General features: G+C 68.2%; 17 protein-coding genes. 7 read left to right on the top strand and 10 right to left on the bottom strand.

The window, feature by feature from the left end; all coding sequences use genetic code 11:
- Positions 1 to 140: 140 nt before the first annotated feature.
- From lspA to ACAM51_RS06965, 3 genes are all read right to left on the bottom strand, one after another.
- Positions 141 to 668 (bottom strand): signal peptidase II, encoded by a 528-nt coding sequence (gene lspA, locus ACAM51_RS06975; protein ID WP_369643781.1) that lies wholly within the window; start codon positions 666 to 668, stop codon positions 141 to 143.
- On the bottom strand, positions 668 to 3541 hold the full coding sequence (gene ileS, locus ACAM51_RS06970; RefSeq protein ID WP_369643100.1) for an isoleucine--tRNA ligase: 2874 nt from the start codon (positions 3539 to 3541) through the stop codon (positions 668 to 670). The genes lspA and ileS overlap by 1 nt, the downstream gene beginning before the upstream one ends.
- Positions 3542 to 3650: 109 nt before the next feature.
- Complete coding sequence (locus tag ACAM51_RS06965; RefSeq protein WP_369643099.1) at positions 3651 to 4709, bottom strand: bifunctional riboflavin kinase/FAD synthetase; 1059 nt, start codon at positions 4707 to 4709, stop codon at positions 3651 to 3653.
- Positions 4710 to 4877: 168 nt separating this feature from the next.
- Here ACAM51_RS06965 and ACAM51_RS06960 point away from each other — a divergent pair, with 168 nt between their 5' ends.
- Positions 4878 to 5435, top strand: coding sequence for an HNH endonuclease (locus ACAM51_RS06960; RefSeq protein WP_369643098.1), 558 nt, complete (start codon positions 4878 to 4880; stop codon positions 5433 to 5435).
- Between the two features lie 54 nt (positions 5436 to 5489).
- Here ACAM51_RS06960 and ACAM51_RS06955 read toward each other — a convergent pair whose 3' ends face one another.
- Complete coding sequence (locus tag ACAM51_RS06955) at positions 5490 to 7430, bottom strand: ATP-binding protein (protein WP_218340006.1); 1941 nt, start codon at positions 7428 to 7430, stop codon at positions 5490 to 5492.
- A 234-nt stretch (positions 7431 to 7664) separates the two neighbouring features.
- On the opposite strand from ACAM51_RS06955, the gene ACAM51_RS06950 reads away from it, so the two are divergent.
- The 3 genes from ACAM51_RS06950 (at position 7665) to ACAM51_RS06940 (ending at position 12233) form a co-directional block, all read left to right on the top strand.
- Positions 7665 to 8348 carry a response regulator transcription factor gene (locus ACAM51_RS06950; protein WP_369643097.1) on the top strand — a complete coding sequence of 228 codons (684 nt, stop codon included), beginning with the start codon at positions 7665 to 7667 and terminating at the stop codon, positions 8346 to 8348.
- 166 nt (positions 8349 to 8514) lie between these two features.
- Positions 8515 to 11613, top strand: a complete 3099-nt coding sequence (locus ACAM51_RS06945; RefSeq protein WP_369643096.1) for an IPTL-CTERM sorting domain-containing protein — start codon at positions 8515 to 8517, stop codon at positions 11611 to 11613.
- Between the two features lie 86 nt (positions 11614 to 11699).
- Entirely contained in the window at positions 11700 to 12233 is a 534-nt protein-coding gene (locus ACAM51_RS06940) for a DUF3617 domain-containing protein (protein ID WP_369643095.1), read from the top strand.
- Between the two features lie 97 nt (positions 12234 to 12330).
- Here ACAM51_RS06940 and ACAM51_RS06935 read toward each other — a convergent pair whose 3' ends face one another.
- From ACAM51_RS06935 to ACAM51_RS06920, 4 genes are all read right to left on the bottom strand, one after another.
- On the bottom strand, positions 12331 to 13725 hold the full coding sequence (locus tag ACAM51_RS06935) for an alpha/beta fold hydrolase (RefSeq protein WP_369643094.1): 1395 nt from the start codon (positions 13723 to 13725) through the stop codon (positions 12331 to 12333).
- A 76-nt stretch (positions 13726 to 13801) separates the two neighbouring features.
- Positions 13802 to 14917, bottom strand: coding sequence for an acyl-CoA dehydrogenase family protein (locus ACAM51_RS06930; protein WP_369643093.1), 1116 nt, complete (start codon positions 14915 to 14917; stop codon positions 13802 to 13804).
- A 24-nt stretch (positions 14918 to 14941) separates the two neighbouring features.
- On the bottom strand, positions 14942 to 16123 hold the full coding sequence (locus ACAM51_RS06925) for an acyl-CoA dehydrogenase family protein (RefSeq protein ID WP_218340011.1): 1182 nt from the start codon (positions 16121 to 16123) through the stop codon (positions 14942 to 14944).
- Positions 16124 to 16169: 46 nt separating this feature from the next.
- A complete protein-coding gene (locus ACAM51_RS06920; protein ID WP_369643092.1) occupies positions 16170 to 16874 on the bottom strand; it encodes a YceH family protein in 705 nt (234 codons plus the stop codon).
- A gap of 39 nt (positions 16875 to 16913) precedes the next feature.
- On the opposite strand from ACAM51_RS06920, the gene purN reads away from it, so the two are divergent.
- Positions 16914 to 17495 carry a phosphoribosylglycinamide formyltransferase gene (purN, locus tag ACAM51_RS06915; protein WP_218295738.1) on the top strand — a complete coding sequence of 194 codons (582 nt, stop codon included), beginning with the start codon at positions 16914 to 16916 and terminating at the stop codon, positions 17493 to 17495.
- 40 nt (positions 17496 to 17535) lie between these two features.
- Here purN and ACAM51_RS06910 read toward each other — a convergent pair whose 3' ends face one another.
- A complete protein-coding gene (locus ACAM51_RS06910) occupies positions 17536 to 18090 on the bottom strand; it encodes a hypothetical protein (protein WP_369643091.1) in 555 nt (184 codons plus the stop codon).
- Positions 18091 to 18381: 291 nt separating this feature from the next.
- Positions 18382 to 18636, bottom strand: a complete 255-nt coding sequence (locus ACAM51_RS06905) for a DUF1653 domain-containing protein (protein WP_218295736.1) — start codon at positions 18634 to 18636, stop codon at positions 18382 to 18384.
- Positions 18637 to 18681: 45 nt separating this feature from the next.
- On the opposite strand from ACAM51_RS06905, the gene ACAM51_RS06900 reads away from it, so the two are divergent.
- Positions 18682 to 20535, top strand: coding sequence for a M48 family metallopeptidase (locus tag ACAM51_RS06900; RefSeq protein WP_218295735.1), 1854 nt, complete (start codon positions 18682 to 18684; stop codon positions 20533 to 20535).
- Positions 20536 to 20640: 105 nt separating this feature from the next.
- Positions 20641 to 21915 carry an RsmB/NOP family class I SAM-dependent RNA methyltransferase gene (locus tag ACAM51_RS06895; protein ID WP_369643090.1) on the top strand — a complete coding sequence of 425 codons (1275 nt, stop codon included), beginning with the start codon at positions 20641 to 20643 and terminating at the stop codon, positions 21913 to 21915.
- The last annotated feature ends 96 nt before the right edge of the window (positions 21916 to 22011 follow it).

The raw sequence follows: 22011 nt of genomic DNA, 5'->3' as shown, positions 1-22011 counted from the left end.
CGGGGCACGGCGTGTGGCGCTTGCCGCACGGGCACTACACAGGTGGGGCAGGCCCCTGCCGGTGAACCCGCTCCCCGCCTTTCGCCTGGCAAAAGGCCCGCGCGCGGCGGGCCTGGGATGCAGGGGGCGGGGGTGTTGCTTCAGCGCGCGCGCCGCGCTCTGAGCAGCTCGTCCAGGATCAGGCAGGCGGCCCCCACGCTGATGGCCGTGTCCGCCAGGTTGAAGGCCGGGAAATGGCCGCCGTGGAAGATCCGGGCGAGGAAATTCCAGTGGAAATCCAGGAAGTCCACGACGTAGCCGTGCATCAGCCGGTCCACCACGTTGCCCACCGCGCCCCCCAGGATGCTGGACAGCGCGAAGCTGAACAGCTTCTGGCCCGGGTGCGCGCGCAGTTGCCACACGATGAAGATCGTGGCGGCCACGCCGATGCCGGTGAACAGCCAGCGCTGCCATCCGCCCGCATCGCGCAGGAAGGAGAACGCCGCGCCGGTGTTGTGCGCCCGCACGATGTTGAAGAAGCTGGTGATGAACGTGGCATCGCCCAGCTGGTAGTTCTGGAGGATCCAGGTCTTGGTGATCTGGTCGGCCACCAGAAGCACCACGGCCCAGGCCAGCCAGGGCCACATGCCCGCGCCGGAGCGCCCCGCCAGTGCCGCGCCGCGCGCCATCACGCGTGCGCCCGGCTTTCGCCGTCCCCGTAGAGGTTGCTGGTGCAGCGGCCGCAGATGGTGGGGTGCGCGGCATCCTGCCCCACGTCGGGGCGGTAGTGCCAGCAGCGCTCGCATTTGGCATCGGAACTGGGCTTGACGCTGATCTGCAGTGCGCTACCAGCTACCAATTCAATAGCAGAGGTGATGAAGATGAACTTCAGGTCGTCGCCCAGGCTGGCCAGCAGCGCATGGTCTTCGGGCGCGGCCGTGAGGGTGACCACGGCCTGCAGCGAAGAGCCCACCTGGCCGGCGGCGCGCAGCGCCTCGATCTCCTTGTTCACCGCATCGCGGATCTCGCGCAGGCGCCCCCACTTGGCCAGCAGGCCCTCGTCGGCCCCGGCGATGGAGCCATAGGTTTCCACGAAGATGGAGTCGGACTGGCCGAACACCTTCCAGGCCTCTTCGGCCGTGAAGGACAGGAACGGCGCCATCCAGCGCAGCATGGCATGCGTGATCTGGTAGAGCGCGGTCTGCGCGCTGCGGCGCGCCAGGCTCTTGGGCGCGGTGGTGTACAGGCGGTCCTTGAGCACGTCCAGGTAGAACCCGCCCAGGTCTTCCGAGCAGTACAGCTGCAGCTTGGCGACCACGGGGTGGAACTCATACACCTTGTAGTGCGCCAGCACCTCGGCCTGGAACTCGGATGCGCGGGTGAGGGCGTAACGGTCGATCTCCAGCATCTGGTCGAACGGCACGGCGTCCTTGGCCGGGTCGAAGTCGCTCACGTTGGCCAGCAGGAAGCGCAGCGTGTTGCGGATGCGGCGGTAGGCATCCACCACACGGGCCAGGATATTTTCGTCCCCCGCGATGTCGCCGGAGTAGTCGCTGGCGGCCACCCACAGGCGGATGATCTCGGCGCCCAGCTTCTTGTTGATCTCCTGCGGATCGATGCCGTTGCCCAGCGACTTGCTCATCTTGCGGCCCTGGCTGTCCACGGTGAAGCCGTGGGTCAGCAGGCCCCGGTAGGGCGCGCGGCCTTCCAGCGCCGATGCCAAGAGCAGGGAGCTGTGGAACCAGCCGCGGTGCTGGTCGTGGCCTTCCAGGTACAGGTCGGCCTCGGGGCCCGTGTCGTGGTGCACGTCGGGGTGCGTGCCGCGCAGCACATGGCTGAACGTGGAGCCCGAGTCGAACCACACCTCCAGGATGTCGGTGCTCTTGGTGTAGCAGGCCGCGTCCTCGGCGCCCAGGATTTCCTCGGGCGTCACGCGGCTCCAGGCCTCGATGCCGCCCTTTTCCACGATGTCGGCCGCCTGGTCCATGATTTCCATGGTGCGCGGGTGCAGTTCGCCCGAATCCTTGTGCAGGAAGAACGGGATGGGCACCCCCCAGCTGCGCTGGCGCGAGATGCACCAGTCGGGCCGCCCGGCGATCATGTCGTGCAGGCGGGTCTTGCCGTTCTCGGGGTAGAAGCTGGTGTGCTCGATGGCGTCCAGCGCGATCTGGCGCAGCGTCTTGGCGGGCTTCATGCCGGGCTGGGTGAAGACGCCTTCGCCTTCGTCCATGCGGATGAACCATTGCGCGGCCGCGCGGTAGATCACCGGCGTCTTGTGGCGCCAGCAGTGGGGGTAGCTGTGCGTGATCTCCTTGGTGGCCATCAGGCGGCCGGCATCGCGCAGTGCTTCGATGATGACGGGCACGGCCTTCCAGATGTGCTGGCCGCCGAACAGCGGGAAGTCCGGCGCATAGGTACCGTTGCCCTGCACGGGGTTCAGGATGTCGTCCAGCGCCAGGCCGTGGGACACGCAGGAGTTGAAATCCTCCAGCCCGTAGGCGGGCGAGGAGTGCACGATACCGGTGCCATCGTCGGCCGTGGCGTAGTCGGCCAGGTACACGGGGGACAGGCGCTGGTAGCCTTGGCTGCCGTCCTCGCTTTTCACATCGTACAGCGGGTGCTCGAACTCCAGCCCACCCAGGTTCTTGCCCAGGGTGGTGGCCAGCACGCTGCCCGTGAGGCCATAGCGCTCCAGGCACGAGGCCACCAGCGGCTCGGCCACCAGCAGGACGCGCTCGCCGGTGTCCACCAGGGCGTAGCCGATCTCTGGGTTCAGGTTGAGCGCCTGGTTGGCGGGGATGGTCCAGGCGGTGGTGGTCCAGATGACGACGAATGCGTCTTTGGTCAACGCGGGCAGGCCGAACGCGGCCGCCAGCTTGGCAGGCTCGTGCGCCTTGAACGCCACGTCCAGCGTGGTGCTCTTCTTGTCCTGGTATTCGATCTCGAACTCGGCCAGCGAAGAGCCGCAGTCAAAACACCAGTACACAGGCTTCAAGCCGCGGTAGACAAAACCACGCTCCATCACACGCTTGAACGCGCGGATTTCGCCCGCCTCGTTGGCGGGGTTCATGGTCTTGTAGGGGTTGTCCCATTCGCCCAGCACACCCAGGCGCTTGAAGTCCACCATCTGCTGCGCGATCTGCTCGGTGGCAAACGCACGGCTCTTGGCCTGCATGTCGTCGCGGCTCAGGTTGCGGCCGTGTTTCTTCTCGATGGCGTTCTCGATCGGCAGGCCGTGGCAGTCCCAGCCGGGCACGTACAGCGCGTCGAAGCCCTCGAGCTGGCGCGCCTTGGTGATCATGTCCTTGAGAATCTTGTTGACCGCGTGGCCCATGTGGATCTGGCCGTTGGCGTAGGGCGGGCCGTCGTGCAGGATGAACTTGGGCGCGCCGCAGCGTGCGTCGCGCAGGCGCTTGTACAGGCCCTTGTCTTCCCATTCCTTCACCCAGCCCGGCTCGCGCTTGGGCAGGTCGCCGCGCATGGGGAAGGGGGTGTCGGGCAGGTTCAGGGTGCTGCGGTAGTCCGTGGCGGTGGATTCGGTGGTACTGGCGTTGTCGGACATGAGGGAGCCTTAAAACGGGGCATTCCGGGGCAGGCCCGGAGAAAACGGGAAAAGAGGAGGCGTGAAGAGGTGTCGGGCCTGCCGGGCAGGCGCTGCGCAGGCAGCCCCCTCAAATTCGGTCGCGCGTGGTCTGGCGCCGGGTCTCGGTGTGATTGGGTGCCTGGGCCGACGCGAAGTAGGCGCGCGCATCCGCACAGTCCTTGGCGATGCCCGCCGTCAGGGCAGCCAGACCGTCGTACTTGAGCTCGTCGTGCAGTTTGTGCAGCAGTTCCACGCGCACGATTTTACCGTACGCCCCTTCGGCCCCCAGCTCGGCGGGCCATTGCAGGCAATGTGTCTCCAGCAGCACCCGCCCGCCGTTGACGTCGTCGGGGTCGAGCGACGGGCGCACGCCCAGGTTGGCCACGCCCTGCAGCGGAGCATCGCCCTCGCGCCCCAGGCCGTGCACCAGCACGGCGAAGATGCCGCTGGCGGCGGGCTTCCAGTGGGCAAAGCGCAGGTTCAGCGTGCGAAAGCCGTCGCCCGCGCCCTCGGCCGTGGCGCCCAGCTCGCGCCCGAGCTTGCGGCCATGCACCACATGGCCCGAGATGGTGTAGGGCCGTCCCAGCAGGCGCGCGGCCGCGTCCATGTCACCCTGGGCCAGCGCTTGCCGCACGGCGGAGCTGGAGACGCGCAAACCGTGCACCTCGTAGCTGTTCATGCGCGCCACGTCAAAGCCCCGGGCCTGGCCGGCCGCGTCCAGCATGGCGTAGTCGCCCGCGCGCTGGCGCCCGAACCGGAAGTCATCGCCCACCAGCACGTAGCGGGCGCCCAGCCCCTGCACCAGCACCTCGTCGATGAAGGCCTCGGGCGACTGCGCGGCCAGCGCCGCGTCGAAGGGCAGCACCACCGTCTGCTGCACGCCGCAGCGCGCCAGCTCCGTGAGCTTGTCGCGCAGCGTGCCGACGCGCGCGGGCGCCAGCTCGGGCTTGTGCAGCGCCCCGGCGAAATAGTCGCGCGGATGGGGCTCGAAGGTCAGCACGCAGCTGTCCACTTGCCGGTGGGCGGCCTCGCTGTTGAGCAGGGCGAGCATGGCCTGGTGGCCCCGGTGCACGCCATCGAAATTGCCGATGGTCAGCGCGCACGAGCGGGCGATGCCAGGATGGTGGAATCCGCGAAAGATCTTCATCGGTTTGTTATCTTTTTGATAGCAGCATGCGCAGGTGCATCAAGCGCAAGACGCCAATTTGTCATGAAAACGGAGTATATTGTGACCCACGGACGGCCCGGTACGGGGCTGCCCGCGAGACATCAGCGTTCCGAATCCTTGTGTACTTACCGTTCCAGGAGGCGTGTTTTGAAGGTCTTGAAGCTGTCGGCCCAAGGGCTGCCCCAATCGTGGATTTCGCTCGAGCAGGCGGTGATTCATTACGCCGCCGGTGAGGTGCGCTGGGAATCCGGCGGCCAGATCGCCCGGTTCCGCGGCGGGCACAACGCCGTGACGGGTGAACAGTCGGTGATTGCCGTCAACAGCATCATCGGCACCAAGGGCGTGCCCACGATCAACCCGTTCGACCTCAAGCCCGGCCTGACCAACAGCAAGCTCTTCATCCGCGACCGCAATGTGTGCGCCTACTGCGGCGGGCGTTTCCACGAAGACAACCTCACGCGCGAGCACATCGTGCCCTTCGCGCGCAACGGGCAGGATCACTGGATGAACGTGGTCACGGCCTGCCGTCCCTGCAACCACCGCAAGGGGCCGCGCACCCCCGAACAGGCGCATATGCCACTGCTGTACGCGCCCTACGTGCCCAGCCTGTGGGAGGACTTCATCCTGCGCAACCGGCGGATCCTGGCCGACCAGATGGAGTTCCTGATGGCGCACGTGCCCAAGTCCTCGCGCCTGCTGGCCTGAGAACCAGCTCCAGGTCTTTGCGGGGGCCACCCGGGCGCGGCTCGCCTGCGGGGGTCAGGTTGCCCAGGATGATTCGCCCCGGGCCCGGACCTGCCGCTGGTGGTGTGCGCTGCCGGAGGCCATGGGCTGTGTGGCCAGGGTCAGCGTGAAGCAGGTCCCCTCGCCCAGCCGCGATTCCACGGTGATGTCGCCCCCGTGCAGCCGTGCGATGCGGCGGGTCACCCACAGGCCCAGGCCGAAACCCTTGCTTTGGTCGGTGCGGTCTCCGCGTTCGAAGCGCTGGAAGATGCGGTTCATGACCTCCAGCGACATGCCCGAGCCTTCGTCCGCCACGGAGATTTCCAGCAGCCCGGATTCGCCCTTGCGCGCCGCAATGAAGATTTCCCCTGCGGATGCGTACTTCACCGCGTTGTCCACGAGGTTGGATAGCGCGATGCGCACCAGTGTCCCGTCGCAGACCCACTCCGGCGGAGCGAGGTCGGTGAAGAGGCGAAGGTGGTGGCGCGGAGACCAGTGGACCAGCTGCGCCGCATGCTCCAGAAGGTCGGCCGTGTTGACCGGCGACGCCTGGAGAGAGAAACCCGCCGTGTCCATCCGTTCGCTGATCAGGCAGCTGTCCACCAGCGAGGCGAGGCGCCGGCAGGCGCGCCGTATCTGCGCTGCCCGGTCCTTCTGCGCGTTGATATCCGCGGAGGGGAAGGCCTGCTGTTCTGCGGCAGCGCTGTCCACCACCGCGAGCGGGGTCCGGAACTCGTGGCTGATCATGTGGAAGAACTGCCGCTGCTCCAGCCGCAGGGCGCGTTCGTTTTCCAGGGCCTGGCCCAGGGCGTCCTGCGCCTGCGACAGCTCCGCCGTGCGCTGTCCGATGCGCTCTTCGAGCGACTGCTCGGACTGGGCCAGCCGTTCGATGGCCAGGTCCTTGGTGCGCTGGATGTCGCGGTAGCGCAGGACCATGCCCACGAAGACGGCGCACGCGATCATCGCGGTAAAGAGGATCACCTCCCATTGCCACAGTGCCGTCGCGTCGATGTTCCAGTGCAGCGCGCCGGTCATGATGATGGCGATGGGCACTCCGGCCATCGCGTGCAGGCCATAGGCCGAGAGCAGCAGCGCGTGCAGGGCCCGCCGCTCGCGCGTGCGCAGGGCGAGCACGCACAGGACGATGGCGATCACGTCGCTGGCCAGCAGGGACAGCAGGTTGACCCATGCCACGGACCCGTAGAAGCCCAGCGGAACGCTGGCCATGCCCGCCAGGTTCAGGGCGGCGAGCGCCATCAGCCACCTGCCGGTGCGGCGGTGGCGGCCGGTGTTCGCCAGCTGCTCCCTGATCTGCCAGGCCAGCGTGGCCGCCAGGGCAAATGCACCGATCCCGACCGAATGGCTGGCCCACAGCGTCCACGGCGCAGGAACCCAGAGGCTGGAGTAGCCGCGCACGTTGAAGATGTGGATCACGCTGACGGAGCCCAGAACGGCGAGGGCAAAGAGCGCGCGGGTGCGAAAGATGGCCGCCGCGGCCCAGATGCCCAGCAGCAAGGCCGCCACGGCGCCAAAGTGCAGGCCCATGCCGCGTTCCGCATCCGCCAGGCTGGCGCCCAGCGCCTGCGCGCCGAGCACGCTGCCCTGGAACTGCATGGCGCTGCTGGTCTGGATGCGGATGAGCGCCATGGCACCGGGTGCCAGGCGAAACAGGTGCTGGCGGACGCCGGCTTTCCGGGGGGCCGGCACATGGTCGCCGCTCTCCTGCGCCGACCAGTCCCCCGTGGCGCTGCGCTGGTAGAGCGTGACCGTGTCGAGATAGGTGGGCTGCGCCAGCAGCCACAGTGCCCCGGGTTCGGCATCCGGGGGCAGGGACGGCACCTGGAAACGCAGCCACACCGGATGGCCGAGGTAGCCCGCATTCAACGAATGGTGCAGCCGCGACGACCCTTCGCCGACGGGTGCCGCGGCCGCATCGCCCGGCCCCATCCGGCCGAGCGGATCGTCGATCCGGTCCATGGGGATGTCCCATCCCAGCTGGAAGCGGAAATCCGGCGGCAGCTCGCCCGCGCGCGCCAGCACGCAGGAGAAAAACAGGAGAAGGCACGCGGCAAGCGCCCTGGCGTGCCAGGGCACCGCCGTGCGGCGCCTGGGGCTTGTGAGTATTCGTGAGTATTCGTGCATGGCTCGGTGCAAAAGGCACTGACACAATAGTACGTATCAAACTGTTTCGCACCCCAATTGACCGTCTCAATGTCCGCTGAACCCACCATCGCAGTCGTCGAAGACGACGAGGACATCCGCAGCAATGTATGCAGCTATCTGGCGCGCTCGGGCCTGCAGTCCTGGGGGGCCGAGTCGGCGGAGGATTTCTACGTGCGCCTGCTGCGCGCGCGCGCCGATCTCGTGGTCGTGGATATCGGCCTGCCTGGCGAGGATGGGCTGAGCCTGCTCACCCGCCTGGCGGCGCAAGGGGTGCCCACCGTGCTGATGACGGCGCGCGCAGACCTGGACAGCCGGATCGAAGGGCTGGAGGCTGGCGCGCTGCAGTATTTCGTCAAGCCCGTCGACATGCAGGAGCTGGTGGCCGGCATCCGTTCGCAGCTGCGCAACAAGCGGCTGCAGGGCGGCGGGGATGCGCTGGCGGCGGTGCCGTGGCAACTGGACACCGTGGGCGGCGCGCTGCGGGCCCCCAACCAGCAGGTCGTCTCGCTGACCACACGGGAGCTGGAGCTGCTGTCCTGCCTGCTGGAGAACCCCGGCGTGGTCGTGAGCAAGCAGGCGCTCGCGCAGGCCGTGGGCGGACGCAATCTCGACGATGACTTTCACCGCATCGAATCGGCACTGACCCGGCTGCGCCGCAAGACGCTGGACGACACCGGCCTGGCCCTGCCGGTCAGGGCGGTCTTTGGAAAAGGGCTCGTGTTCGCACCATGAGCTGACCCCCCTGGCGCAAGCCCGCTGACCGGGTGCCCCGAGCCTCGGTCCACCACCACCCCACCCATTTCATGGTTGCGCATGCCGTCCCGGCAGGGCGCAGCCTGGGCCGAACTCGGCCCGCAGGTTTCGACGACAGAGATCTGATTCAAGAGGAGACGGCAAATTGACCACTGAGATTTTCCTGGGCGGGCTGCGCGGCAGCATGTCCCGCTTCCTGCGCCGCCTGGCGCTGCTGTGGCTGGGGGGGCTCGCCCTGCTCGCCGCCGCAGGCTCCGCGCACGCGGCGTTCGTGAATGGCGGCTTCGAGAGCGACCTGGACAGCTGGAACATCCGGCACCTGCGTGTGCCCGGTGCCGGCATTGCGCTGGCCAACTTCCCGCCCGGCTCGGAGAGTGATCTGGGGCTGACGCCCAACACCACCTCCACGCCCGCGCCGACCGATGCCGTGGGCAATGACTCCGACATCAACGTCAGTGGGCAAGTGCGTTTCCCGCTCTATGGGGCAAAGAGCGCGCGCGTCAACTACCTGGGCGCCCAGAACCGCGCCGCCGCCATCGACCAGACGGCCGTGATGACGCTGGCCGACGTGGACCCGGCGGACGGCAAGGCGCACGTGCGTTTCGCCATCGCCCCGGTGCTGCAGAACCCCGGACACTCCGGGCACGAGCAGCCCTACTTCTTTGTCGAGGTGTACAACGTCACCAAGAACAAGCAGCTGTTCTACACGTTCAACTTTTCGGGCCAGTCCGGCGTGCCCTGGCAGACCGTGGGGGGCTTCCAGTACACCAACTGGCAGACCATCGATATCGCGCCCGGAGAGGGCGTGCTGGATGTGGGCGATCAGGTCAAGGTCACCGTGATCGCGGCGGGCTGCAGCCAGAGCGGGCACTCGGGCCACATCTACGTCGATTCGGGGGCCGGCCTGACCAACCTGCCGGGCCCCGGCATCAAGGCCGATGCGCCGGAGTACGCGGCTGCCAACGGCAGCGTGGACTACACCTACTCGTACTCGAACCAGGGTGACGTACCCCTCACGAGCACCGTGGTGACCATCGTGTCCCCGCAAGACAACACGCCGGGAACACCCAGGAATCTGCGCATCGATCCGGGCTCCGTGCCCGCCGCGTGCACGACCAGTGTGTCCGGTACCGCGGGCAACGAGATCGATAGCATCTCCTGCCCCCTGGGAACCCTGAACCCGGGCAGCAGCGGCACGCTCCAGCTGTCGTTCGTGGCGCCGGCGCTCACCACCGGCCCCATCAACCACGGCAACTATTCCATCGTGGGCGATGCGATATCGCCGTTGCTCGGGCCGCTGGTCCAGAGCCAGATCACCACGGACCCCCTGGTCGACCTGAGCGTGGCCCTGTCCGACGGACAGAACGCCGTGATCTGGGGGCAGGCCCTCACCTACGCCATGACGGTGACCAACCTCGGCCCGACCGCGGTGCCGGCTGGCGCCATGGTCCAGGAGCTGGCCCCGGCATCGCTGACCGGCATCGCATGGACCTGCGCGGCATCGGGCGGGGCCGTGTGCCCGCTGGCCTCGGGCACGGGGCCCGTGAGCCAGACCCTGCCGGACCCGGTGCCGGTGGGTGGAACGCTCACCTACACCATCGCGGCCCAGGCCGACCCGTCCGCCAGCGGCGCAGGCACGATCCGGCACACGGCCACGGTGACGGCACCGGCTGGCGTGCGGGACCGTGAAAGCTCCAACAACACGGCCACCGACTCCGATCCCGTGGGGGCGGGGCTGTTCAACCTGCAGGTTCACACGATCGGCACGGGCACGGTCACTTCGGTGCCCTTGGGCATCTCCTGCGGAGCCAGCTGCGCCTCCGACCAGCCTGGCGGCGCCGAGGTCATCCTCTACGCCACGGCGCCGGCCGGCTCCATCTTCACGGGCTGGAGCGGCGGCGGCTGCTCGGGCGCGGCCACCAGCTGCACCGTGCCCATGGATGCTTCCAAGACCGTGACCGCGAGCTTCACCATCCCCCTGGATGTGACGCCCGTGGTGGGTGCCAACGGCTCAGTGACCCCTGCCGTGACGCAGCCTGTCGCACCGGGCGGCACCACCTCGTTCATGGTCATGCCGAATGCGGGCTACGCACCGGTCATCACCGACAACTGCGCCGCCGGCGGCGCACAGACTGGCGGCGCGCTGGTGGGCAGCACCTACACGACCAACGCGATTGCCCAAAACTGCGTGGTCAACTTCAGCTTCGTGAACTCCGGCGTGGCCACGGTCACGCCGTCGGTGGGCACCGGCGGCGCCATCACGCCGAATGCGCCGAAGACGGTGCTGAACGGGGGCTCCGTGTCCTACGTGGTGACGCCGACCACCGGCTACACCAGCGCCCCGCCCACGGGCTCCTGCCCCGCAGGCACCTGGTCCGGCACCACCTACACCATTGCCCCGGTGCCTGCCGACTGCACGGTGAACTTCGGTTTCCTGGCGCCCGTGGTGGTGACGGCTTCCGTGGCATCCGGAAGCGGCAGCGTCACGCCTGCGTCGCAATCGGTGGCAGTGGGGGGCACGGCCGTCGTCACGCTCACGCCAGGCGCCGGCCAGCGCGCCACCCTGGCGGCAGGCAGCACCTGCACGGGCGGCAGCTTCAATGCCGACAGCACGGTGTTCACCGTCCCGGGCGTGGCGGCAGCCTGTTCCGTGTCGTTCGCCTTCGTTCCGAACCCGGTGGTGACGGCCTCCGTGCTTTCTGGCAGCGGTACCGTCAGTCCCGGTGCGCAGTCCGTGCCACCCGGCGCCAGCGCGGTGGTCACGCTGTCTCCCGCCGCGGGTTTGCATGCGACGCTGCATGGCTCCAGCACCTGCACGGGCGGCAGCTTCAATGCCGACAGCACGGTGTACACCGTCCCCGGCGTGGCGGCCAACTGCTCCGCGGTATTTGCCTTCGTGCCGAACCCGGTGGTGGCGGCCTCCGTCCTTTCCGGCGGCGGAACCGTTAGCCCTGCGACGCAGTCCGTCATGCCGGGGACGAACGCGGTGATCGTGCTGTCGCCTGCCAAGGGCATGCGCGCTGCATGGGATGCCTCCAGCACCTGCGGTGGCGGCAGCTTCAACGCGAACTTCACCGCCTACACCATCCCGTCCGTGGCGGCGGACTGCACGGCCGTGTTCCGGTTCGCACCCGCCCCGGTGGACGCCAATGCCATTCCCACGCTGTCGGAGTGGGGCATGGTCCTCCTGTCGGCCCTGCTCGCCGCCATGGTGTGGATGCACCGCCGCCGGCTGGGCCGCTGATGCGCTGACAGATAGACAGATACGGCAACCCGGATGCGCCAGGCCCCTCGCGGAGCCTGGCGCTCCACCGTTACCCCCCTGAATCCATGAAACCTCTCGTTGTAGCCGCCTCTTTGTCCCTCTCGCTGGGCCTGCCGCTGGCCCAGGCCGACACCCTGCCGGCGCGCAAGCCGGGCCTGTGGGAGGTCTCCATCGCCGCTGCCAGCCAGTCGGTGATGCGCCAGCAGAAGGTGCTGCAGTGCACGACGCCCCAGGTGGACGCGGTGACCCTGCTTGCCGTGGTTCCGGGGCAGGAGCATTGCCATGAAACACGCGTGAAGAAGGGAGAGAACGGCACCCGGTTCGACGTCCAGACGGTGTGTTTCGTGCACGACAACCGGGTCACCGCGCGCATCCAGCTGTCGGGCGACTTCCAGGAGTCCTACCAAGGGCAGTTCGAGGTGTCCTATTCCCAGCCCGTTCCCCACGGCAACGCCGGCGTGACGCAGTTCAGCGGGCGCCGCCTGGGAGACTGCAGGCCGGGCATGAAGCCCTCGGACATGGTGTTGCCCAACGGCGTGACCGTCAACATCGTCGACAGCCTCAAGCAGCGCGAAGGCCATGGGGGGCACTCGCACTGACGCCCGTGCGTGCTTTCCCTCCCAGGACAAAAAAACAACCCCACGGGCGCTTGCCGCCCGTGGGGTTTTTTCATGCATGCCGCTGCCGGCGCCTTGCTTACTGGCTGATTTCCAGCATCACCACATGCCCTTGTGCCGCCGGCCAGGTCTGGCCCGTTACCCGTTCGCCGTTGAATTCGGCCGCGATGCTGCGCACGCCGCCAGCGGGCTTGACCTTGGCGGATGCCACGCCCGCTCCGGGGGGCACGCCAGCGGGCGGGGCGCCGTCCAGCAGCATCCTGTCGCGCGCCGGGTCCAGGTAGCCGCGGGGGCGGGCCAGGGTGATGATGCTGTCCGCGCCCTTGTCCGCGTCGGCCATGCGTTCAGGGCGCAGGTGGATCAGGTCGCTGCCGCGCGGGAAGCCGCTGCGGTAGATGTGGGTGGTGGCATAGCCGGGCGCGGTGATCACGAACTCGATGGGCGAGCCGGTGGGGACGGCGAGCGGGCCCCACTGGCCATCCGCGCCCACGGCCTTGCGCAGCAAGGCGCCGCCGGTGCGGGCGCCGGTGGCGGGGTCGGTCGTGTACACCTCCAGCTGCGCCCCCGGCAGGGGCAGGTTGTTGCTGAAATTGCCGGTCCTGGGGTCGGTGGAATCCACGCCCAGGCCGGTGACCTTGCCATTCAGCACCACGGCCTTCTCGGCGGCGATCTCGGTGCGTGCCGGGGCCTTGCCGGTGATGAAGCGGTAGGTGGCCTCGAACGCGGCGGGTGAATAGGATGTCTCGCGGTGGTCGATGCGCGGGATGACCACGTTGGTGGCGCCCTTGAGCTCGGGGCCCGCGGCCGTGACGTTGGTGGCCGTGCCCTTGGCGCCGATCCACACGCCGTCGGGCTGGGCGAACTTGTCGTTGTTGTCCGAGCGGATGGTCAGCCATTTCACCGGGCCGCTCACCTCGTCCCCTGCGGCGTTCTTGGGGGCATTCAGGGCCTTGAGGAACGGGCCGGTGCCCGAGAACTCGTTGCCTTCCCGAAAGCCTGGAACCGCCCACACGCCGTGGTTGGGCGTACCGCCGAGGATGGCGTGGCTCACGGTCTGGTCGCCGCCGCCGTTGTAGACGTAGTTGCGGATGGCATTGCCGCCGCGCGAGTTGCCCACCAGCACGACCTGCCGGGCGCCGGTGGCCTGGAGCACCTTGTCCACCTCGGCCTTCAGGTAGGCCATGTGCTCCGCCGCCGAGGTGCGGCCGGGCTGGGGCTTGCCGTCCTCGTCGCGCGAGAGCGGGTAGGGCACGTCGATGGCGTGCAGGCGTTCGCGCGGCCAGCCGTTCGACTCGAACCGCCACACGGTGGTCTGCCACAGCGCGGCGGTGTCGCCGTTGCCATGCACGAAGACGATGGGCGGCGCCTCCGCCAGGCTGGGGCTGCGGGTGGCGCAGCCCGCCAGGGCCAGGCTGGCGGCGGCAGCGGCGGCCACCAGAAGGGAGCGGCGTGGCAGCAAGTGCGTGTTGTTCATGGGGGGGCTCCAGAAAGAAAAAATGCCCGTGGACCGGTGGGCCCACGAGCATTGCACGGTTGCGTGACAGTCCTCTTCAGGCAAACACGCCTGCGGTGTCCTGCATGCGGCTCGACACCTCGCCCAGGTGGTGCAGCGTGTCGCCAAAGGTCATTTCCAGCTGCGTGAGCTTCTTGAAGTAGTGGCTGCCGATGTACTCGTCGGTCACGCCGATGCCGCCGTGCAGCTGCACCGATTGCTGGCCCACGAAGCGCATCGATTGGCCCAGCTGCACCTTGGCGCGCGCCATGGCGGCGCGGCGTTCGGCGGCGGGGGCGCCCAGCTTGAGGCTGGCGTAGTAGCTCATCGAACGGGCCAGCTCCAGCTGCATCTTCATGTCGGCCACGCGGTGGCGCAGCGCCTGGAAGCTGGCGATGAACACACCGAACTGCTTGCGCTGGTTCATGTATTCGACGGTCAGCGACACCGTCTTGTCCATCACGCCCACGGCCTCGGCGCAGGTGGCGGCGATGCCGGTGTCCACGGCCAGCTCCAGCGCGGCCAGGCCGTCGGTGGTGATGAGCGTGGCGGGGGCGTTGGCCAGCTGCACTTCCGCCGCGCGGCTGCCGTCCTGCGTGACGTAGCCCCGCGTGGTCACGCCAGCGGCCGAACGTTCCACAAGGAAGAGGGCGATCTTGCCGTCCAGCTGCGCCGGCACGATGAAGGCATCGGCCTGATCGCCAGCGGCTACTATGCTTTTTGTAGCTGTTACCGCATGTCCTGATTGCGCTTGAGTGGCTTTTGCTTCACAAACGTCCAGGCGGTAGCGCGCCTTGCGCTCCTGGTAGGCCAGTACCACCAGCGCCTCGCCGCTGGCCACGCGGGGCAGCCAGGCGGCTTGCACGGCGGCAGTGCCGTATTGCGACAGCACGCTGCTGGCGATGAAGGCCTGCGCGATGGGTTCGAGCACCATGCCGCGGCCCAGTTCCTCGGCCACCACCATGGCGTCGATGGCGCCCTGGCCCATGCCGTCGTGCGCCTCGGGCACGGTCAGCGCCGTCAGGCCCAGCTCGGCCAGTTCGCCCCAGGCGGCGCTGTCAAAACCGCCAGCGGCCACGGCGGCGCGGCGGCGCTCGAAGGTGTAGCCCTTGTCCACCCACTTGCGCACGGCGTCGCGCAGTTGTTCCTGGTCGTCAGAAAAATCGAAATCCATGTTCTTGTCTCCTGGAACTTGGGTTCAGCCGAGGACGGTCTGAGCCACGATGTTGCGTTGGACTTCATTGCTGCCGCCGTAGATGGTGGTCTTGCGCAGGTTGAAGTAGGTGGACGCCAGGGGCGCGTTGGCGCTGACGCCGCCAGGGAAGTCGCCTTGCCAGCCCGCTTCCATCGCTTCTTCGATGAAGGGCAGGCTGAACGGGCCGGCGGCCAGCATCATCAGTTCGGCGTAGCGCTGCTGGATCTCGCTGCCCTTGATCTTGAGCAGGCCGGCGATGTCGAGCGAGTTCTTGCCCGATTTTTCCGCCGAGAGCACGCGCAGCACCAGCATTTCGAGGGCCACGACGTCCACTTCCAGCAAGGCGATCTGGTCGCGGAAGCGCTGGTCGTCCCACATGCCCTCGGTCTTGGCGATGCGCTTCAGGCGCTCCAGCTCGCGCTTGCTGCGATTCACGTCGGCGATGTTGGTGCGCTCGTGAGACAGCAGGTGCTTGGCGTAGGTCCAGCCCTTGTTCTCTTCGCCGATCAGGTTCTCGGCGGGCACTTCGACGTTGTCGAAGAACACCTCGTTGACCTCGCACTCGCCGTCCAGCAGCTTGATGGGGCGCACGGTCACGCCCTTGGACTTCATGTCCAGCAGCAGGAAGGAGATGCCCGTCTGGGGCTTGCCCTCGGTGCTGGTGCGCACCAGGTTGAACATCCAGTCGCCGTGCTGGCCGAGCGTGGTCCAGGTCTTCTGGCCGTTGACGATGTACTTGTCGCCCACGCGCTCGGCGCGGGTCTTGACCGAGGCCAGGTCCGAGCCCGAGCCCGGTTCGCTGTAGCCCTGGCTCCACCAGACTTCGCCGCTGGCGATGCCGGGCAAGAAGCGCTTTTGCTGTTCGGCATTGCCGAAGGCCATGATCACCGGGGCCACCATCACGGGGCCGAAGGGGATGATGCGCGGCGCGCCGGCGAGCGCGCACTCTTCTTCGAACAGGTGCTTTTGCACGGCGGTCCAGCCAGGGCCGCCGAATTCCTTGGGCCAGCCGAAGCCGAGCCAGCCCTTCTTGCCCAGAATCTTGGCCCAGCCCTGCATGTCTGCACGGGTCAGGCGCAAGGCGTTGTGGACCTTGTGGGAAATTTCCTGGGGTAGGTTGGCGTGGACCCATGCGCGAACTTCTTCGCGGAAGGCCTGTTCTTCGGGGGTGAATGCGAGATCCATGCGGCTTGTCTCCTGAGAAGTCCTGTTTGTAGCACGGTCGTTCGTTTTATTCCTGTCCGGGTGGCGACATTCCATCCGGCGCGGGGGCGATGCCCAGCTCGGCGCACAGCCGTTCCACGGTGGCGCGCAGGCCCGCCACCTGGGTTTCCAGCGCCTCCACCCGCGCCTGCAGTGCGGCCGGCGTGCCGCCACCGCCGCTGCCCGGGGCGGGAACGGCGGCGCTGTGGGTATCGACCGGCCCGCACAGCAGGTGCGCCCAGCGCTGCTCGCGCGCGCCGGGCGCGCGGGGCAGCAGCACCACCAGCGGGCCGCCTTTTTCGGCGCTGCGCTCCTGCAGCTCGTCGAGGAAGGCCTCCACCGAGGAGATGTCGGCGAACCGGTACCAGCGCTCGGCGTTGATGCGCAGCTCGCCCGCCGTCTGCGGCCCGCGCAGCATCAACAGGCCCAGCAGCACGGCCGACTGCTCGGGCACGCCCACGCCGCGCTGGAAGTTGTGCTCCCAGCGCGTGGTGCGGTTGCCGGTGGTCTCGAAGGCCAGCGTGAGAAGCTTGAGCGAGTCCAAGGCCTCCTGGGCGTCGGCGTCGCTCAGGTGCATCACCGGGTCGCGGCTGGTCTTCTGGTTGCAGCCCGTGAGCAGGCCGTTGAGCGACATGGGGTAGCTGTCGGGCACGGTGCGGGCTTTTTCCATCAGCGTGGCCAGCACGCGGGCCTCGTTCGGGGTCAGGGGGCGGGTTGCGGGGTCGAATGGCATGGCAGGGATAATCCGGGGTTGAGCGTCGCAGTGCAATTTATGAAGAACATCGTGATTTTGATCTCCGGCAGCGGCTCCAACATGGCCGCCATCGTGCGGACCGCGCAGCAGGAGAACTGGGAGCAGCGCCATGGCGCCCGTGTGGCCGCCGTGGTCAGCAACAAGCCGGAGGCCGCCGGCCTGGCCTTCGCGCGCGAGCAGGGCATCGCCGCCGAGGCGCTGGACCACAGGGCGTTCGCGAGCCGCGAGGCATTTGACACCGCACTGGCCGCCACCATCGACCGCCACGCCCCGGCGCTGGTGGTGCTGGCCGGGTTCATGCGCATCCTCACGCCCGGCTTCGTGGCGCACTATGCGGGGCGGCTGATCAACATCCACCCCTCTTTGCTGCCGGCTTTCACGGGGCTGCACACGCACCAGCGCGCCATCGACGCGGGCTGCAGGTTTGCGGGGGTGACGGTGCACCAGGTGACGGCGGAGCTGGACGTCGGGCCCATCCTGGACCAGGCGGTGGTGCCAGTCCTGCCGGGCGACACGGCAGACACCCTGGCTGCCCGCGTGCTCACGCAGGAACACGTGATCTACCCCCGCGCCGTGCGGGCGCTGGTGCGGGCCCTGTAGCGCACCCGCCGTTGCGCGGGGATGCGCCGTGGTGAGCGGGCTAGAGGGTGCTGACCACCTCGGCCGAGTGGCCCTGCAGCACCTCCTTGACCCTGGCCGCCTGCTCCGCGCTGGTGGGGTGGGCGACCACTGCCCAGTGGTTGTGGCGCAACGCCGAGCGCACCTTGGTGATGAGCAGGACGTGGTCGGGCCGCATCGACAGGAGCCCCCCGCCCAGCATGCCGAACGTGGTGCCAAAACCCACCAGGGCGATGAAGGCCAGCAGGGGGCTGCTCACGATCATGGGGTGGCCTGCGTTATAGAACCATGCAAAGAGCGCCAGGCCTGCCACGGCCCCGGAGGCGCCCACCACGATGTGGGTCTGGAAGAAGGTGCGGGCAATGCCGCGCGGTTCCGGCTCGAGCGAGCGCGCGAACAGGTCGCGGCGCGATGCGCGCGCATCCTGCGGGCCCAGCAGCCGGACCTGTCCGGCCTGCAGGCCGCCGATGCGCAGCATCTGCGCCATGGAGGTCTCGGCCTGGCTTTGCTGGGCAAACAGGCCGGCGACCTTGGTGAGTGAGCGTTCTCCGAACAGCCCTTGGAGTAGATAGCCCATGGGAACCTCCTGGGATCAAGCCGGGCCCTCCGTGCCCGGCGGTGGGGGTGGGAGGAATGCTGCAGGGAGCTGGCAGCCTCCCACCGGGTGCCAGGGCATGCGGGCCCAGAGCCCACGGTAGGCCGCATCTGGCCGGGGCGCTGTAGGACGCGGCGGGCCGTCGGGGTAGGTGCCCTGCGTTCGGGGGCATGTCGCCCTGCGCGACCAGAAACCCGTGGCGCCAGCGCAACGCGTTCCAGCTGGCCGATACCGCCTTCGCGCGTGCCGTGCCGTGGCGTGGCCGGACCGGGTTCAGCCGGGACCGGCCTCGTCGCCGCATTTCTCGAACCGGGGCCGCTCCACGCCATCGATGAGCACCTGCTCCTCGAACATGGCGGCGGGGCGCACCCACAGCCCCCGCTGGCCATAGAGCGCGCGGTACAGCGTCATGGGCTCCAGGGTCTCGCTGTGGCGCACGGTGTCGATCACCTCGTAGAGCATGCCCTTGTAGTGGCGGTACAGGCCCGGCGGGGTGCGGATGAGCGCGGGGAGGTCGTTGTCGTTCATGGTTAGGATGGCGGCTGAAAATCAACCAAGAGTGGGGGGACGCCAGTGGATCAGGCAGATTTTGTGCACATGGTGCGCATGAGCGAGCATGCCAGTGCCGACAACAGCCGAGCGTACCGCCGCAGCGTGGCCGCGTTCGCGGCGCTGGGCTATGCGTGGGTGCTCGGCTGCCTGGCCCTGGCCGTGGGCATCCTGGCGTGGGTGGTGCCGCAGCTCCTGCACGGTCGCTTTCGTTTTGCCATGGTGTGGCTGCTGCTGGGGGCTGGCGGCCTGCTGTGGGTGAGCCTGCGGGCCCTGTGGGTGCGCTTTGACGCACCCGCGGGCGTGGAGATCACGGTGCTGGAAGCGCCCGAACTGTTCGAGGCACTCGACCGCATCCGCCGCAAGATCAAGGGCCCGCCCATCCACAAGGTCACGCTGAACGACGAGTTCAACGCGAGCATCCAGCAGCTGCCCCGCTTTGGCCTGCTGGGGGGCGCGGTCAACCATCTGAGCATCGGGCTGCCCCTGCTCATGGCACTGGATCGGCCGCGTTTCCTGGCCGTGCTGGCGCATGAATACGGGCATCTGCGCGGCGACCATGGCCGGTTTGCGGCGTGGATCTACCGCACGCGGCTGTCCTGGATGCGCCTGAACCACAGCCTGGCGGACGACGAAGGCCCGGTGGCCGCCGCCACGCAGGCCTTCATGCGGTGGTACTTTCCGCGCTTTTCCGCCAAGACCTTCGCGCTGGCGCGCCAGGACGAGTACGAGGCCGATCGCATCGCGGGCAAGCTGCTGGGCCGAGAGGTGGCGGCCGCCGCGCTGGCTGAAATCGAGATTCGTGGCGCGTGGCTGCAGGCGGAATTCTGGGGAAACCACTGGTGCGAGGCCGCGGGCAACCCGCTTCCCGTGGGCCCCTATCGCGCCATGCGCCGCTGCCTGGCGAAAGCCCCCGACCCGGCGTTCGCCAACGACGCGCTGCGCCAGGCGCTCAAGCGCCTGAGCAGCGTGGACGACACCCACCCTGGCCTGCGCGACCGCATCGAGGCGCTGGACGCAACGCCCACGCTGCCGGACTGGTCGCGCGGCAACGCGCTGGCCCTGCTGGGCACGGAGGCCAGGCGCTGGGTGGCCCACTTCGACAAGCAGTGGTGCCGCGACAACGCCACGGAGTGGAAGCAGCACCATGCGTGGCTGGGGCGCGTGCGCGCACGTGCCGAGGCCCTGGGTGCATCGACCGCCCAGAGCAGCGCCGCCGACCTGGTGGAGCTGGCGCGTCTCCAGCGCCATCTGGACCCCCGTGCCGATGTGCGTGCCCTCTACGAGCTGGCGCTGGAACGCAGCCCCGAATACCCCGCCGCCCTGCGCGGGCTGGTGCCTTGCCTGCCCGACGATGACCGCGAGGGCAAGCTCCAGCTGCTGCACCGGGTGTGGGAGGCGGGCAGCAGCGACCGCTACTGGGCGGCACGCACCGCCCTGGCCGAGCTGGAGACACCCCGCCTGGGTCTGGACCACGATGCCGCCGCCTTCAAGCAGTGGCGCAAACGGCTGGAGCGCGCCCAGGAGTCGGAGGAGCGGGCCTGGGAAGAGCTGTCGGGCACCTCGTTCTTCAGCCAGATCGTGCGGCACGACCTGAGCTCCTTCGAGCTGGCCGAGCTGCAATCGGAGCTGGCCCGTTGTGCGCCCCTCGCCCGTTGCTGGCTGGTGCGCAAGAACCTGCGCGAGCATCCGCAGCGTCGTGCGTACCTGGTGTTCCTGGAGCTGCCAGGCATGGACGACGAAAGCCGCTACCACCTGTGCCGCGCCCTGGAGCGCAATCTGAGCCTTCCGGGCCCCGCGCTGGCGCTGTGGGCGGGCGAATCTCCTTCGCTCAAGGAAATCGAGCGCCATGCGTTCGATCCGATCTATGCCCGTTGATGGCCAACTTTTTGCTCGTCCCTTTCTCGTCTGCACGGTGAGTTGCACACGGCGTACCCCTCCGGGGGGTGACGGTAAGCAGCTCAGGGGGTGGACAATACGGGGATGCATCCCAAAGTTCTTCTCGACGCCTGCGCCGAACTGGTCAGGCTCACCCTCACGTTTGAACACCCCGCCGACGCGGTGGTGTCACGGTTCTTCCGCGACAACCGGGGCCTGGGGCCCCGCGAGCGGGCCACGCTGGCCGAAACGGTCTACACCGTGCTGCGCAAGAAGCTGCTGTTCGACCACATGGCGCCCTCGGGTTCGGGCCCCAAGGAACGCCGCCTGGCCATCCTGGGCTTCTACGGCCCGCGCGATTTCCTCAAGAGCGCACTGACCGACCAGGAGAAGAACTGGCTCGACCAGTGCGACGCCGTCACGGTCGATGACCTGATGGAGCGCCACCGCCACAACCTGCCCGAATGGCTCGTCAAGCCCTTGAAGGACCAGCTGGGCGAAGGCTTCTGGCCGCTGGTGGAAAGCCTGGCCCAGAGCGCACCGCTGGATTTGCGCGTCAACGCGCTCAAGGACAAGCGCGCCGATGTGCAAAAGGAGCTCGCCAAGGCCGGCATCAAGGCCAGCCCCACGCCGTATTCGCCCTGGGGCCTGCGCATTGACGACAAGCCCGCGCTGACCAAGCTCGATGCGTTCACGCGCGGCGCCATCGAGGTGCAGGACGAGGGCTCGCAGCTGCTGGCCCTGCTGCTTGACGCCAAGCGCGGCGAGATAGTGGTGGATTTCTGTGCCGGGGCGGGCGGCAAGACGCTGGCCATCGGCGCGGGCATGCGCAGCACGGGGCGACTCTATGCGTTCGACGTGTCGGCGCATCGCCTGGATGCGCTGAAGCCGCGCCTGGCACGCAGCGGCCTGTCGAACGTGCACCCCGCCGCCATCGCCCATGAGCGCGATGACCGGGTCAAGCGGCTTGCGGGCAAGATCGACCGCGTGCTGGTGGATGCGCCTTGCTCGGGCCTGGGTACCTTGCGCCGCAATCCCGACCTCAAATGGCGCCAGTCGCCCAAGGCCGTCGAGGAGCTGGTGGCCAAGCAGACCGCCATCCTGGACAGCGCGGCGCGCCTGCTCAAGCCCGGCGGCCGCCTCGTGTATGCCACCTGCAGCATCCTGCCGCAGGAAAACGAGGCCATCGCGGACGCGTTCAGCGCCACGCACCCTGATTTCGAACTGCTAGACGCCGGCGAACTGCTGGAGCAGCTCAAGGTCGAGGGCGCCAAGGGCCTGTGCAGCGGCGGCGAGACAGGCAGTGGTTTTCTGCGCCTGTGGCCCCACCGGCACCAGACGGACGGCTTTTTCGCCGCCATCTGGTCCAAAAAGAGCTGAGTTACCGCTCTAAAGTTTCTAAATACGCGTAAATACTGTGGATACCCCTGAACTCTGCACGGGGTACTCCCTCTAAAATCAGGTACCTGCTCCGCT

This window comes from Acidovorax sp. A79 (assembly GCF_041154505.1).
Classification (GTDB): domain Bacteria; phylum Pseudomonadota; class Gammaproteobacteria; order Burkholderiales; family Burkholderiaceae_C; genus Acidovorax.
This window is presented reverse-complemented; position numbering and strand designations above follow the sequence as displayed.